A 13410-nucleotide genomic window follows, 5' to 3' on the forward strand; every position below is an offset into this window, starting at 1 on the left:
ATTGGCCTGGGCCTGATGTGAAACGAACTGGCAAGAACGAGCCGATGGACCTGACGCAGCTCAACCTCCAGACCGTCCTCGACTTTCGCCCCGACCGGGGGATCATCCGGCTTCACGAGCAGCGCGTCGTCATTCTGAGCGCGGCGGCCATGGGCCTGCTCAGCAAGGAGTTGATCACGACCCTCGGGCTCGAGACGGCCCGGCGCTTGATCTTGCGGTTCGGGTACGCCGACGGGTACCACGACGCCGTGAGCCTGCGCGATCGCTCGAACTGGGCGACGCCGGTTGAAGGCCTGAGGGCGGGTGCCGTTCTTCACCGGCTGGAGGGAATTGTCCGGACCGAGAGCCGCCGGCTGGAGCACGATCCCGGGTCGGGGCGATTCGAGGAGGAAGTGTCCTGGCACGATTCCTATGCCGCCGAGCAGCACGTTCATCACTATGGCCAGAGCGACCTGCCGGTCTGCTGGTCGCTGGCCGGCTACGCCAGTGGCTATGCCAGTGCCTGCTTCGGGCAGGAGATTTATTACCGCGAGCATGAATGCCTGGCGCAGGGCGCGGCCCGGTGCTCGGTGGTCGGCAAGGACGCGACCAGTTGGGACGATGACGACCTGGAGTCGCTGCGGTTCGATTTTCGAGGCGCGGACCTGGCCGAGCAGGTCGAGCGGGTCAGGGACGCGGTTCGCCAGCAACTGAACGATCTCGAGCGTCGCGAGCGGCACGTCGCGAAGCGTGAGCGGGAGCTGGACCTGCTGCGCGAGCGCCTTGCCCGCCACGCTGCCTCGAAACACTTCATCGCGGGGAGCCCCGCGATGCAGGAGGTGCTCGAACTGGCCGGACGCGTGGCCCCGCTCGACACCACGGTCCTGGTCTACGGCGAGAGTGGCACCGGCAAGGAGTTCATTGTCCGCCTGATTCACGATCAGAGCGCGCGCGCCGCGGGCCCGTTCGTGTCAATCAACTGCGCCGCCCTGACCGAGACGCTGCTCGAATCCGAGTTGTTCGGCCACGTGCGGGGGGCGTTCACCGGCGCCGTGCGCGACAAGCCGGGTTTGTTCGAGGTGGCCGGCCACGGCACCTTGTTCCTCGACGAGATCGGCGAGGTCGCGCCGACCGTCCAGGCCAAGCTCCTGCGCGCGCTCCAGGAGCGCGAGATCAGGCGCGTCGGGGCCGAGCGCAACATCAAGGTCCATGCCCGCGTCGTGGCCGCGACCAATCGCGACCTGCGGGCCGGCGTCGAGGCCGGCACGTTCCGCGAGGACCTGTACTTCCGCCTGGGCGCCTTCGTGATCACGGTTCCGCCATTGCGCGATCGCCGTGAGGACATTCCTGCGCTGGTGCACGCCTTTCTGCGGCGGGCCGCCGCGCGCATGAAGAAAGACGTCCACACGGTCTCCGCGGATGCCATGACGGCACTCATGAGCTACAGCTGGCCTGGCAACGTGCGCGAGCTCGAGCATGCCATCGAACGCGCGGTGATTGTGGCGCGCGGGTCGAGCATCAAGGTGCGGGAACTGCCGCCGGAGGTGCTGAAGAAAACGCGATCGCGAACCACCGAGGACAGCCTGGCGCTCAAGGACAAGGAACGGGTCATGATCGAGCGTGCGCTCGAGCGGTATCGCGGCAATCGCCGCCAGGCGGCCGAGGCGCTCAAGATCAGCACCGTCACGCTGTGGCGAAAAATGAAACAGTACGGTATCAACGCATAGCCCCTTGATCACGGTCCTGATCCTTTCGCCATTTGCCGTCGCGCTGATCGCGGGATGGCTCGTCAGCCGCTATCCCCGCACCGCGCCCTTCACGGCGGCCTGGCCGGCTCTTCTCGCCGTGGCCCTGGCGGCCGAATTTGGCGCAGTCATGGAGACCGCCAGCCGTGTGGTCGAGCTGGCGTGGGCGCCGTCGCTCGGGCTGTCGCTGTCGTTCCACCTCGACGGTTTGGGGCTGCTGTTCGCGCTGCTGATCACCAGCATCGGGACCCTGGTCATCCTCTACGCCAGCGAGTACCTCGACGGCCACCCTCAGGCGGGTCGCTTCTATGCGTCGCTGTTCGCCTTCATGGGCGCGATGCTTGGCGTCGCGCTGAGCGACAACATCATCACGTTGTTCGTCTTCTGGGAGTTGACCGGGTTCACCTCCTTCATGCTCATCGGCTTCGAGCACGAACGGGCCGAGGCGCGATCGGCGGCGTTGCAAGCGTTGATCGTGACGGGCGCCGGCGGCCTGGCGCTGCTTGGCGCCGGCGTGCTGCTGACGGGGGTGACCGGGACCAGCAGTCTCGCGGCGATGGCCGCGAGCGAGCTGTCCGTCGCGGCCCATCCGCTCTATGCCGTGATCGCGACGCTGGTGTTGCTTGCCGCCTTCACCAAGTCGGCGCAGGTGCCGTTTCATTTCTGGCTGCCGAACGCGATGGCGGCGCCGACGCCGGTCAGCGCCTATCTGCACTCGGCCACCATGGTGAAGGCTGGTGTCTACCTGATCGCGCGGATGACGCCGATCCTTGGCGCGACGGCGTTGTGGACGACGACGGTCACGGCCGTGGGCGCGGCGACCATGCTGCTTGGCGCCTATCGGTCGGTACCGGAGACCGACCTGAAACGCATCCTTGCCTACTCGACGGTCAGCGCGCTCGGCGTGCTGACCATGCTCCTCGGTGTGGGCACCCGCGAGGCGATCGCGGCCGCGCTCGTCTACCTGGTCGCACATGCCTGCTACAAGGGCGCGCTGTTCCTGGTGGCAGGCGCGATCGACCACGAAACCGGTACGCGTGACATCACGGTGTTGGCGGGATTGCGAAAATCGATGCCGCTGACCGCTATGGCGGGCGGCGCCGCCGCGCTCTCGATGGCCGGTGTGCCGCTGATGCTTGGCTTCGTGGCCAAGGATGGGGCCTACGAAGCGTTGCTTCATGGCGGGGGCGGGTCGGTGTGGTTGCTGGCACTGACCGTGGCTGCCAGTATTGGCCTTGGCCTGGCCGGACTCGTGGCCGGCGTGCTGCCGTTTCGCGGTGCCGCGTCGGGCGAGACGGGGCATGAACCGCCGTGGCGGCTGTGGCTGCCGCCGTTCATCCTGGCGCTCGGCGGCGTGATCGCCGGCCTCGCGCCGGGGATCCTGAACGCGCCGCTCTCCGCCGCGGCGGGGGCGACCCTGGGGGCGCCGTTCGAACTGTCGCTGGCGGTATGGCACGGCTGGTCGCCGGTCGTGTGGCTCGGTGGGCTGACGTTGCTCGGCGTGGCTGCCGCCTACGCCTGGCGCGATGGCATTCGTCGCGTCGCGCGGCGGCCGGCCGTCGGCACCGAGGCGCTCTACACCGGGGCCCTCTCGACCCTGGATGCGGTCAGCCGGGTGATCGGCCCGCTCCTGCATAGCGCCTCGCTGCGATCGTACGTGATGGTGATTGTGGCCACGACCATGGTCGTCGGGGGGACGGCGCTCGTCGGCGGACCCGGTCTCCACCTGCCGACGGCTCCAACCAGCATCCGCTGGCACGAACTCATCGTGATCGTGGTGATCATGACGGGCGCGATCGCGGCCGCGGTCGCGACCTCCACCATGGCGGCGGTCCTCTCACTGGGCGTCGTCGGTTACGGCGTGGCCCTGACGTTCCTGATCTATGGCGCTCCCGACCTGGCCATGACGCAGTTCTCGGTCGAGACGCTCACGGTGCTGATCTTCGTGCTGGTGTTCAGGCATTTCAGGAACCTGGATGCGCTGTCGTCCACGCTGGTCCGCTCCCGCGACGCCGCGATCGCCGCCGGCATCGGCACCTTCGTGGGCGCGATGGTGTTGCTGGTGTCGACGACCGAGACCGCGCCTGGGCTGCGAGAGTACTTTGTCAGGTTCGCGCCGACGCTCGGCCATGGCCGGAACATCGTGAACGTCATCCTGGTTGACTTCCGTGGGTTCGACACGCTGGCCGAGATCACGGTGCTGGCCACCGCCGCCATCGGCGTTCGCGCGCTGATGCGGATGTCGGCCGCCGGGCCGGCCGAACCCGAATCGCGTCCGATTCAGTTTGATACCTCGCCGATCTTCCGCACCGCCGCCCGCCTGCTCATGCCGCTGCTCCTGCTGTTTGCCGTGTTCCTGCTGCTGCGCGGCCACAACGAACCCGGCGGCGGGTTCGTCGGCGGGTTGGTCGCGGCGGCGGCGTTCGCGCTGTACTTGATCGCCCACGGCGTGGCGCGGGCCCGTCGCGCGCTGCTGGTGCAGCCCATGACCCTGCTCGGCGCCGGCTTGCTGATCGCGGCCGTCAGCGGCGTCCCGGCGGCGTTTCGCGGGCAACCCTTCCTGACGGCGCAGTGGCTGCAGGGGCCCGTGGCGCTTGGCACCCCGGTGATGTTCGACATCGGGGTGTTCCTGGTGGTCGCGGGCGTGGTGTTGATGATGATCTTCGGCCTGGCGGAGGAGTCCTAGGTTGGAAGCGCTGCTGGCCATTGCCTCTGGTGTTCTGTATGCCGCCGGCATCTACCTGATGCTGCGCCGCCGCCTGGCGCAGCTGATCATCGGGCTGGGTTTGCTGTCGAACGGGACCAACCTGCTGATCTTTTCCGCCGGCAGCCTCACGCGGTCCCGGCCGCCCGTCATTCCGGCCGGCGCGGTGGCACTGGCAGAGCCCTACGCCGATCCCGTTCCGCAAGCACTGGTCCTCACCGCGATTGTGATCGGTTTCGGTTTGCTCGCCTTCCTGCTGGTGCTGGCGCACCGGGTGCATGCCACCGCGGGGACCGATGACGTGGACGAGGTCGGCCGGACGCCATGAGGTCGTTGGTCCTCCCAATCGTGGTGCCGTTGGCGACGGCGATTGTCCTGTTGCTGGCGCCGTCGCGGCCATTGCTGCAGCGATGGCTTGGACTCGCCGGCTCACTCCTGCTGCTCGGCAGCGCGATCGTGCTGTTCCGGCAGGTCGAATCGAGCGGCATCCAGGTGTTGCAGGTGGGCGGATGGCCGGCGCCGTTCGGCATCACGCTGGTCGCCGATCTGCTGGCGGCCATGCTGGTGGTGGCCGCGGGCATCGTGGCCGTCGCGGTCGCCGCCGCGGCCTTCGCCGGCATCGACCCGAGGCGCGAGGCTTTCGGCTATTACCCGCTGGTCCAGGTCCTCCTGATGGGGGTGTGCGGCGCGTTCCTGACCGGCGACTTCTTCAACTTGTACGTGTGGTTCGAGGTGATGCTGGTCGCGTCGTTCGTGCTGATGTCGCTGCACCGCACCAGCCCGCAGGTGGAGGCCGCGTTCAAGTACGTCGCGATGAACCTGCTCGCTTCGTCAATCTTCCTCACCGCCCTGGGCCTGCTGTACGGCGCGGCCGGCACGCTCAACATGGCGGACCTCGCCAGGGTCTGGCCGAGCCTGCGCTCAACGGGAATGGACACGGTACTGGCCGTGCTGTTCGTGATGGCGTTCAGCATCAAGGCCGGCTTGTTTCCGCTGTTCTTCTGGCTGCCGGCGTCGTATCACGCGCCGCCGGCGGTGGTCGGCGCGTTGTTTGCCGGCCTGCTGACCAAGGTCGGCGTCTACGCGCTGATGCGGATCTTCACGCTGTTGTTCCAGGACGGCCCCGAGGGGCTGTTCACGCTGTTGCTGATGATGTCGCTTGCGACCATGGTGATCGGCCTGGTGGCGGCGCAGCGCGAGCGCGACTTCCGCCGCATTCTCTCGTTCAACCTGGTCGGGCACATCGCGTACACCACCGCCAGCCTTACCGTGCTGACGCCGGCGGCGCTGGCCGGCGCCATCCTCTACGTGATCCACCACATCGTCGTCATCACCAACCTGTTCCTCGTCGGGGGCGTGATGCTGCGCCTGCGGCGCACCACCGAGATGGCGTCGCTCGGCGGGCTGTATCGCGAACATCCGGTGCTGACCGCGTTGGCGTTGGTGCCCATCTTCTCGCTGGCGGGTGTGCCACCCCTGTCTGGCTTCCTCGGCAAGCTCGCGATCGTGCAAGGCACGTTCGCGGCCGGGGCGTACTGGGTCGGAGGCATGGTGCTGGCGGTCGGACTGCTGACCCTGATCTCGATGGGACGCGTGTGGGCCGAGGGTTTCTGGGCGCCGGGGCCTGGCACGGCCGACACCACCACGCCGGGCACGCCGCTGCTGTTCGTCATCGGCGGCCTGAGCGTCGTGACCCTGGCGATGACCTTCTGGGCGGGGCCGTTGTTCGACGTCGCGTTACGGGCGGCGCACCAACTGCTGCAGCGCGATCAGTACATCCGGGCAGTGCTCGGAGGTGGGGGTTAACATGCTGCTCGGCTGCATTCTCCTGGCACTGGCCTGGGCGGCGCTGCAAGGGGAGATCACCCTCGGGAACCTGATCACGGGCTACCTCCTGGGCTACGCCATCCTTGCCCTGCTGGCCAAAGGGCGGGTGCTGCCGCCAACCCTGGCGGCGCGGACGAGGCACGCCGCCGGGCTCGCGGTGTTCTTTGTCCGCGAGCTGGTGGTGGCCAACGTGAAGGTGGCCATCGACGTCCTGCGGCCACACACGGCGATCCGGCCGGCCGTGATCGGGGTCCCGCTGGATGTGACGAGCGACAACGAGATCCTGCTGCTGTCGATGTTGATCAACATCACGCCGGGCAGCGTCACGATCGATCTGTCAGAGGACCGGCGCACGCTGTACGTGCACGTCATGCACATGACCAGCGTCGAGGCCAGCCGGCACGAGATCAAGAGCGGCTTCGAACGGCGCGTCAAGCTGCTGTTCGAACGATCGCCGGAGGACCCATGATTGAGACGGTTGCGCCGCTGGTGCTCACGGCCCTCGGCCTTGCCATCCTGATGACGGTGGCGCGGCTGATCAAGGGGCCATCGCTCCCCGATCGCGTCGTCGCGATGGACCTGCTGGGAATACTCGTCGTCGGTGTGATCGTGGTCCTCGCCGGTTCGACCGGCGTGCGCGCCACCCTCGATGCGGCGATCGTCATCGCGCTGATTGGGTTCGTGGCGACCGTGGCCTATGCGACGTACGTGGAGCGAGGGCACCCGGAATGATCGATCTGCTGACCGCGGCGATGTGGCTGCTGGGTGCGTTGTTCGGCCTGCTCGCGGCCCTGGGCCTGTTGCGCATGCCCGACGTGTTCACGCGGATGCAGGCGTCCACGAAAGCGTCAACGCTCGGCCTGGGCTGCCTGCTGATTGGCGCGGCGCTGCAGTTGGGCGACCTGGCGTCGCTGATCCGCGCCGCCAGCATTGGCGCGTTCATCTTCCTCACCAATTCCGTGTCGGCGCATGTGATCGCTCGCGCGTCGTACCTCGCCGAGGTGCCGCTGTGGGAAGGCACCGTGCTCGACGAGCGCCGGGCCGCTGACCAGGCGGCACACGGCGAGGGGATTACGACCGCACCGGGCGAACCGGCTTCTCAGAACCGGCCATCACGCTAGCGGGCCGTGTCGAGGTCGCGGCTACTCAACAGGTCATTCAGGCGCTCGATGTCTGGCGGGCTCCAGCCCGCCGGCTCCATCAGGGCGAGCCAGGCGCTCGCGTAGTGCACCCCGGCAAAGTTGTGGCCGAAGCCGGCCGGCGCGGTATTCGCGACGGCCATGTCGGCCGCCAGCTGCAGCGTCGTCACCACCGGGTACCATCGCAGCGCGGACGACACATCCCGGGCCCTTGGCTCCGCCAACCACGCCGGGCGGCGGTACAGGGTCGAGGTGCTGAAGAACGTCATGGGGTCACTGGCGTATTGCAGCACCGCGATGCGGAACGGTCCCCACTCGGCGTCACCCCGCTCGAGGCCGCCGTCCTGGTTCATGAATCGGATCACCGATCCCTCCCGATAGCGTGGCAGCCACGCGGGAGAACCGGGGGTGCGGCCATCGACGATGGTCTGCCAGAGCGCGCTTCGGAACGGAAGGCCCGTCAGCAGAGCCCCCTGAAAAGGGTCGGCGACGATGTCGTAGGCATCGAACGACCGCTCGGCGTTGAGCGCGCCCAGGCTGACGCCGTAGAGATACAGCTTGGGTCGTGTTTCCCTGGGCAGCTGCGTCCAGTGTCCGTAGACCGCTCGAAACAGCGCGCGCGCGCTTTCGGCGCCGTATGCGCCGTCGGTCGGCAGGGCCAGCACACTCGGCAAGTACGAGTACTGCATCGCGACACTCGCGATGTTACCCCGGTGGAGATACTCGACCGGCGTCAGCGCCGCCGGGTCTACCCACCCGGTGCCGGTCGGTGTGACCAGGAGCAGGACCGATCGCTTGAAGCCTCCGACACGCTGGAGTTCGCGGAGGGCCAGTTGCGCGCGCGCCTCCGGCGTGTCGGCCGCATTCAGGCCCACGTACACCCGCAGCGGCGTGAGCGTCGGTTCTCCGAAGAACGCGTGCAGCTGGTCCGCCGTTGGTCCCGACGATACGAACGCTCGACCCTGGTGTCCCAGGTCTTCCCAGGCAATGAGGGACGCGGTGCTGCCAGTGCGTGCCGCCTCCGCGGGCGGCGCCGCCTCAGGCGGAATCGCCCCGTCCACCTGCTGCGAGATGCTGTCGGCCAGTCCGAGCGCGGTCCTGAAGAACACGCCCTCGGCCACGACCCAGAAGACGGCCACGGCGGCGACTGCGCCCAGCACGTTCGCGACGCGCCTGGGGAACACGTGCCGCAGCCGGACCGAGAGATACGTGAAGGTGCGTTTGAAAGCCCACGCGACGCCGGCGAGCGCGCCGAACACGAGACCCACGATCGCCGCGACGCTCAACGGCCGAACACCGTCCTCGTCGGGAAGCAACATCAGGCGACGGACGGAGTTCTGCCACTCGGATGCCTGCCAGAGGAACACGATCGCGATGGTCACGCTGACTGCGGTCGCGGCTTGCGTCAACCGGCGATGGCGTCGCGGATCCAGCAGGGGCAGCTCGAGATACGACCAGAGCCCAACCCCGCACACGCCGAGTGCGTAACCGGCCGCGAGCGACAGGCCCGAGACCACGCCCTGGAACACCACAGGCCTGGGGAGCAGGCTCGGCGTCAACGAGTACGCGAGGAACAAGGTGCCGAGCGACAGGCCGACGACCGACATCGACTGCCACACGGCCTGCAACCAGGGTGTTGTCCGTGCCAGGAACACGCCTGAAATCATAACTGGGGCAGCCTCTGCGCCGATGACGGTGTGCACCGGCTTGGTCGCTCCTGCTTTATACTAAACGCCACATTCACCGGGGTGCGGCGTCGTTCGCCGCAGGACATGGATGGTCGGGCCGCCATCCTCATGGTCGCGAGACCAGGAGGATCGCTCTGAACGCTTCGCCATCGGACCCATCGCTCTCCCTTCCTGAGGCCTCCGTCGATCGCTGGCTGGCGCCGCTCACGCGGTTCATGCACATTCAGTCGGCGAGCGGCATCGTGCTGCTGCTCTGTACCGCCGTGGCCCTCACGCTGGCCAACTCCCCGCTGGCGGGGTGGTTTGCCGGCCTGTGGAAGACACCGGTGTCGCTGGGGCTCGGATCGTTCACGGTGTCCGGGGACGTCGGGCACCTGATCGTCAACGACGGCCTGATGACCCTGTTCTTCTTCGTCGTCGGGCTGGAGTTGAAACGCGAACTGGTGCACGGAGAACTGCGTGATCCCCGCAAGGCGCTGCTGCCGGTCTTTGCCGCCCTGGGCGGCGTCATGCTGCCGGCCGGCATCTACCTCGCGCTGCAGTGGGGTGAACCGGGGCAGCGGGGATGGGCGATCCCGATGGCCACCGACATCGCGTTCGTCGTCGGCTTTCTCGCGCTGTTCGGACAGCGGGTGCCGCTCGGCTTGAAGATCCTGTTGTTGTCGCTGGCCATCGTCGATGACCTGGTGGCCGTGCTGATCATCGCCTTCGTGTTTACCGAGACGATCGCCTGGAGCTGGCTTGGCGCGGCGGCACTCGCGTTTGCCATCATCGTGGCGTTCCAGCGCATCGGCGTCCGCGCGGTGGGTGTCTACGTGGCAGTCGGCGCGTTCATCTGGCTCGCGTTCCTGCAGTCGGGCGTTCACCCCACGGTCGCGGGGGTGCTGCTCGGCCTGCTGACACCGTCAACAGCCTGGATCGGTGCGCAGACGCTTGCGGACGTCTTGCAGGCGAGCTGGCAACGCGCAACCGGAAGCGGGGAAGCGCCACACGCGGATCCCGCGGTCGCCGGAACGGCGCGGTTCGCGGCGCACGAGTCGGTCTCGCCCCTGCACCGTCTCGAACACGGCCTGCATCCCTGGGTGGCGTTTGTGATCATGCCGGTGTTTGCCCTCGCGAACGCCGGCGTCACGCTCACCCCGTCGAGCCTGGGTGAGCCGGTCGCGGTCGCGGTCGCCGTCGCGCTGGCTGTCGGGAAACCGGTCGGCATTCTCCTGCTCTGCGCGGTCGCGATTCGCCTGCGCGTGACCGACCTGCCCGAGGGGGTGACCTGGGGCATGCTGGCGGGCGGCGCTTGCCTCGCGGGCATTGGCTTCACCATGGCCCTGTTCCTCAATACGCTCTCGTTTCCGGTCGGCGAGTTCGCCGCGCTGGAGTCGGCCGGCAAGGTCGGCACTCTCGCCGGGTCGGTGGCCAGCGCGATCATGGGTGCGGCTATCTTGGCGATCGTCCTGGCCCGACCCGGAAGACCACGCACGTGACGGCCCCGTCGACACGTCAAGGAGGATGGCATGCCTGAGAACCGATCGATGTACCTGGGTATTGTGCTGATCGTTGCGGCCGCGTCCCTCTGGCTGGGTGCCGAACTGACTCGGCGGATCGAATGGACGGTGCCCTATATCGGCGGCGCCGGGATTGTGCTCGTGGTGCTGGGGGTCGTTCTCGAGTTCTGGAAGGCGAAGAATTCGAACCCTAAAGTGTAGTCACGCCGCCATCCGACGGCACCAAGCGCGTAGATGTCGGTCCGCGCATCCACCGCGTCGGGCGCGGTCGAGCCAGAGCGACAGCAGGAAGGTGAGGACGACGAAGCCCAGGCTCACCAGGGCCACGACCAGGCCGAAACGGGAGAGACGGAACTGCTTGAAGGCGTGGTCGTTGGCGCTATCGATCACGTGCCTGAAGCCGTAATCACGCTTCATAAGCCGCAACGAGGGCGACACCGATGACGGCCGCGGCAATCGCGAAGGTGACCCGCATCGCCGCCGCGACAGCCGCGGGTGCCGCCGTCATCGGGTCATTCGCGGCAAGGTTGGCCGCAAACACGGCGCCCATGACGGCAGCGCCGGTAATCAATCCGAGATTGCGCGACAGGCTGAGCAAGCCCGCGACCACCCCGCGATGATCGCCGGCCATGCCGGACATGATGGCGGTGTTGTTGGCGGCCTGAAAGGTGGCGTAACTGGAGGTCATCAGCGCGATCGGGCCCAGGTAGCCGACGAGGCCGAGCGTTGAGGGCAGCGTGACCAGGCCGATCGCGCCCACGGCAATCCCGATCAGGCCGAGCACCGCCATGTGGTGCGCGCCGAACCGGTCCACCAGCCGGCCCGCCGGCACGCCCGTCAGGGCCGAGACGACCGGCCCGGCTGAAAGCGCGAAGCCGGCCGTCAGCGGATCCAGGCCGAAGACACGGGACAGGTAGAAGGGGCCGACGACGAGCGTGGTCATCATCACCGTCGAGACGAGCGCGGTCATCACCAGGCCGCTCCTGACAACCCGGTTGCGGAGGGTCGAGAGTCGAATCAGGGGGGAGTCCGTTCGCGCTTCGACGACGTAGAAGGCGCCCCCTGCCAGCAGCGACATCAGCAGCAGGGCCGTGGTGAGGCCGCCGACCATGGTCGAAGCCAGCGTGGCCGACAGCGCATAGGCGCCGAGCGTGATAGCGAGCAGCACCGTCCCGGCGAGATCGAAGCGCTGGCCGCGGGCCGGCCGGCTCTGCCCGTCGCCGGCCACCTGCCGGCGCACCAGCTCAAAGGCGATGATGCCGGCGGGCAGGTTGACCAGGAAGATCGACCGCCATCCGAACGTGGCGATCAGGATGCCGCCGAGAGACGGCCCCAGGCCAGTGCCGATCGCCGACATCGATCCCAGCAGTCCCATCGCCCGGCCCGTGTTCGCGGCGGGAACGGCGTCGCCCACCAGCGCGATGGCCATGGCCATCATGGCGGCCGCGGCAATGCCCTGGGTCGCCCGGGCGGCGAGCAGCATCCACAGCGAGGTCGCCAGGCCGCACAGCAGCGAGGCCAGCGTGAACCCCACGATGGCGGCGAGCAACAGCGAGCGGCGGCCAATCATGTCGCCCAGCCGTCCGGCGGAGACAATCACCGTCGTGATCGCCAGCAAGTAAGAGAGCACGATCCATTGCGCTTGCTGGAATGACGCGCCGAGCGCCTGCGCCAGCGCCGGCAGGCCGGCGTTGGCGATGCTGGTATCGAGCGACGGCATCAACATCACCAGGGACAGCGCCGCGAGAGGCCAACTGGTGGTTCGTTGGCTGGCAGCGGCCGGGTGACCGAAGGCAAAGGGCAGCGACATGCCGTCACAGTAGCCGCCGTTGGTCCATGGCGGAAGACGCAGCATTTGCATTGTATTCGTGCGTTTGACGCCATGACAGAGCCGTGTCATGGTTCCCGGATGTCCACGCCCGACCTCAACTTGCTGGTGATCCTGAACGTGGTCCTGAGCGAAGGCAGCGTCGTCCGCGCCGCCGAGCGCCTGCAGCTGAGTCCGTCGGCGATGAGCCGCGCGCTGGCGCGCGTCCGAGAGGCGACCGGCGATCCGTTGCTGGTCAGGGCGGGTCGTGGGCTGGTGCCGACGCCGCGGGCCATGGAACTGAAGGCACGCACCGCGGCGGTCGTCCAGGAGGCCGAAGGGCTGCTGCGACCGGCCGCGGCGCCGGACCTCAAGATCGTCGCGCGGACCTTCACGATCCGGTCGCGGGAGGGGTTTGTCGAGAATTTCGGGGCGCGCCTGCTGGCGGGGCTCGCCCGGGAGGCGCCCGGTGTCCAGCTCCAGTTCGTGGCGAAACTGACGCGAGACAGCGCGGCGCTTCGTGAGGGGACGGTCGACCTCGAGACCGCCGTCGTTGATCAAGACACCAGCCCGGAACTCCGCGAATCCCCGCTATTCCGCGATCGCTATGTCGGGGTCGTGCGCAAGGGTCATGCCCTGTCGAAGGGCAAGGTCACGGCCTCGCGGTATGCGGCCGGTGAACACATCCTGATCGCGCGCAGCGGCTTTGGTCAGACCCGGGTTGACGAGGTCCTGGAGCCGCTGGGCATTGAACGGCGGATCGCCACCACGGTCAGCGGGTTCGGGACCGCCCTGGCGCTCGCGCGCGACACCGATCTGATCGCGACCGTCCCCGAGCGGCACACCGGCAACCTGCGCTCGGGCATGTGGACGTTCGCCCTGCCGTTCGCCATGCCGCCGTTCACGGTTTCGCTGCTATGGCATCCGCGCATGCAGGCTGACCCGGTGCATCAATGGCTTCGCGCACGCTGTCATGAAGTCTGTGCCGAGGGGCTGCCGAAGCGCCGGGCTTAAGGCAG

Annotated in this window: 13 protein-coding genes; 10 read left to right on the forward strand and 3 right to left on the reverse strand. The window is 67.9% G+C overall.

All coding sequences use genetic code 11. The annotated features are described in order from the left end of the window. The first annotated feature begins 17 nt into the window (after nt 1-17). Genes Q8T13_20590 through mnhG form a run of 7 tightly spaced genes read left to right on the forward strand, consistent with a single transcriptional unit; the run spans nt 18 to nt 7376 of the window. Complete coding sequence (locus tag Q8T13_20590; GenBank protein MDP3720168.1) at nt 18-1706, forward strand: sigma 54-interacting transcriptional regulator; 1689 nt, start codon at nt 18-20, stop codon at nt 1704-1706. 4 nt (nt 1707-1710) lie between these two features. Further along, nucleotides 1711-4410, forward strand: coding sequence for a Na+/H+ antiporter subunit B (locus tag Q8T13_20595; protein ID MDP3720169.1), 2700 nt, complete (start codon nt 1711-1713; stop codon nt 4408-4410). Nucleotide 4411: 1 nt separating this feature from the next. Further along, nucleotides 4412-4756: a Na+/H+ antiporter subunit C gene (locus Q8T13_20600; protein ID MDP3720170.1), complete on the forward strand. Its 345-nt coding sequence runs from the start codon at nt 4412-4414 to the stop codon at nt 4754-4756. Further along, a complete protein-coding gene (locus Q8T13_20605) occupies nt 4753-6234 on the forward strand; it encodes a proton-conducting transporter membrane subunit (protein MDP3720171.1) in 1482 nt (493 codons plus the stop codon). The genes Q8T13_20600 and Q8T13_20605 overlap by 4 nt, the downstream gene beginning before the upstream one ends. Before the next feature lies 1 nt (nt 6235). Continuing rightward, on the forward strand, nt 6236-6724 hold the full coding sequence (locus Q8T13_20610) for a Na+/H+ antiporter subunit E (protein MDP3720172.1): 489 nt from the start codon (nt 6236-6238) through the stop codon (nt 6722-6724). After that, nucleotides 6721-6987, forward strand: coding sequence for a monovalent cation/H+ antiporter complex subunit F (locus tag Q8T13_20615; GenBank protein MDP3720173.1), 267 nt, complete (start codon nt 6721-6723; stop codon nt 6985-6987). Before Q8T13_20610 ends, Q8T13_20615 begins: the two co-directional genes overlap by 4 nt. Beyond that, nucleotides 6984-7376 (forward strand): monovalent cation/H(+) antiporter subunit G, encoded by a 393-nt coding sequence (gene mnhG, locus Q8T13_20620; protein MDP3720174.1) that lies wholly within the window; start codon nt 6984-6986, stop codon nt 7374-7376. The genes Q8T13_20615 and mnhG overlap by 4 nt, the downstream gene beginning before the upstream one ends. On the opposite strand, the gene Q8T13_20625 is transcribed toward mnhG, so the two are convergent. Next, the gene (locus tag Q8T13_20625; protein MDP3720175.1) at nt 7373-9061 is read right to left on the reverse strand and encodes an alpha/beta-hydrolase family protein; all 1689 of its coding nucleotides are present in this window, start codon (nt 9059-9061) and stop codon (nt 7373-7375) included. The genes mnhG and Q8T13_20625 overlap by 4 nt on opposite strands. 236 nt (nt 9062-9297) lie before the next feature. On the opposite strand from Q8T13_20625, the gene nhaA reads away from it, so the two are divergent. Both nhaA and Q8T13_20635 read left to right on the forward strand, forming a co-directional pair. After that, the gene (gene nhaA, locus Q8T13_20630) at nt 9298-10563 is read left to right on the forward strand and encodes a Na+/H+ antiporter NhaA (protein ID MDP3720176.1); all 1266 of its coding nucleotides are present in this window, start codon (nt 9298-9300) and stop codon (nt 10561-10563) included. Between the two features lie 30 nt (nt 10564-10593). Beyond that, nucleotides 10594-10785: a hypothetical protein gene (locus Q8T13_20635; protein MDP3720177.1), complete on the forward strand. Its 192-nt coding sequence runs from the start codon at nt 10594-10596 to the stop codon at nt 10783-10785. On the opposite strand, the gene Q8T13_20640 is transcribed toward Q8T13_20635, so the two are convergent. Both Q8T13_20640 and Q8T13_20645 read right to left on the reverse strand, forming a co-directional pair. Further along, the gene (locus tag Q8T13_20640; protein MDP3720178.1) at nt 10786-11001 is read right to left on the reverse strand and encodes a hypothetical protein; all 216 of its coding nucleotides are present in this window, start codon (nt 10999-11001) and stop codon (nt 10786-10788) included. Next, on the reverse strand, nt 10991-12439 hold the full coding sequence (locus Q8T13_20645; protein ID MDP3720179.1) for an MFS transporter: 1449 nt from the start codon (nt 12437-12439) through the stop codon (nt 10991-10993). Before Q8T13_20645 ends, Q8T13_20640 begins: the two co-directional genes overlap by 11 nt. A gap of 54 nt (nt 12440-12493) precedes the next feature. Here Q8T13_20645 and Q8T13_20650 point away from each other — a divergent pair, with 54 nt between their 5' ends. Further along, on the forward strand, nt 12494-13405 hold the full coding sequence (locus Q8T13_20650) for a LysR family transcriptional regulator (GenBank protein MDP3720180.1): 912 nt from the start codon (nt 12494-12496) through the stop codon (nt 13403-13405). Nucleotides 13406-13410 lie beyond the last annotated feature (5 nt).

The sequence above is a fragment of the Acidobacteriota bacterium genome, assembly GCA_030697165.1.
Taxonomy (GTDB): domain Bacteria; phylum Acidobacteriota; class Vicinamibacteria; order Vicinamibacterales; family UBA2999; genus 12-FULL-67-14b.

What these genes read in the sequence shown, in the direction of transcription:
- Q8T13_20605 (MDP3720171.1), top strand. Translation starts at nt 4,753, where the DNA reads ATGAGGTCGTTGGTCCTCCCAATCGTGGTGCCGTTGGCGACGGCGATT.
- Q8T13_20610 (MDP3720172.1), top strand. Translation starts at nt 6,236, where the DNA reads ATGCTGCTCGGCTGCATTCTCCTGGCACTGGCCTGGGCGGCGCTGCAA.
- Q8T13_20615 (MDP3720173.1), top strand. Translation starts at nt 6,721, where the DNA reads ATGATTGAGACGGTTGCGCCGCTGGTGCTCACGGCCCTCGGCCTTGCC.
- mnhG (MDP3720174.1), top strand. Translation starts at nt 6,984, where the DNA reads ATGATCGATCTGCTGACCGCGGCGATGTGGCTGCTGGGTGCGTTGTTC.
- Q8T13_20625 (MDP3720175.1), bottom strand. Translation starts at nt 9,061, where the DNA reads ATGATTTCAGGCGTGTTCCTGGCACGGACAACACCCTGGTTGCAGGCC.
- nhaA (MDP3720176.1), top strand. Translation starts at nt 9,298, where the DNA reads ATGCACATTCAGTCGGCGAGCGGCATCGTGCTGCTGCTCTGTACCGCC.
- Q8T13_20635 (MDP3720177.1), top strand. Translation starts at nt 10,594, where the DNA reads ATGCCTGAGAACCGATCGATGTACCTGGGTATTGTGCTGATCGTTGCG.
- Q8T13_20640 (MDP3720178.1), bottom strand. Translation starts at nt 11,001, where the DNA reads ATGAAGCGTGATTACGGCTTCAGGCACGTGATCGATAGCGCCAACGAC.
- Q8T13_20645 (MDP3720179.1), bottom strand. Translation starts at nt 12,439, where the DNA reads ATGCTGCGTCTTCCGCCATGGACCAACGGCGGCTACTGTGACGGCATG.
- Q8T13_20650 (MDP3720180.1), top strand. Translation starts at nt 12,494, where the DNA reads ATGTCCACGCCCGACCTCAACTTGCTGGTGATCCTGAACGTGGTCCTG.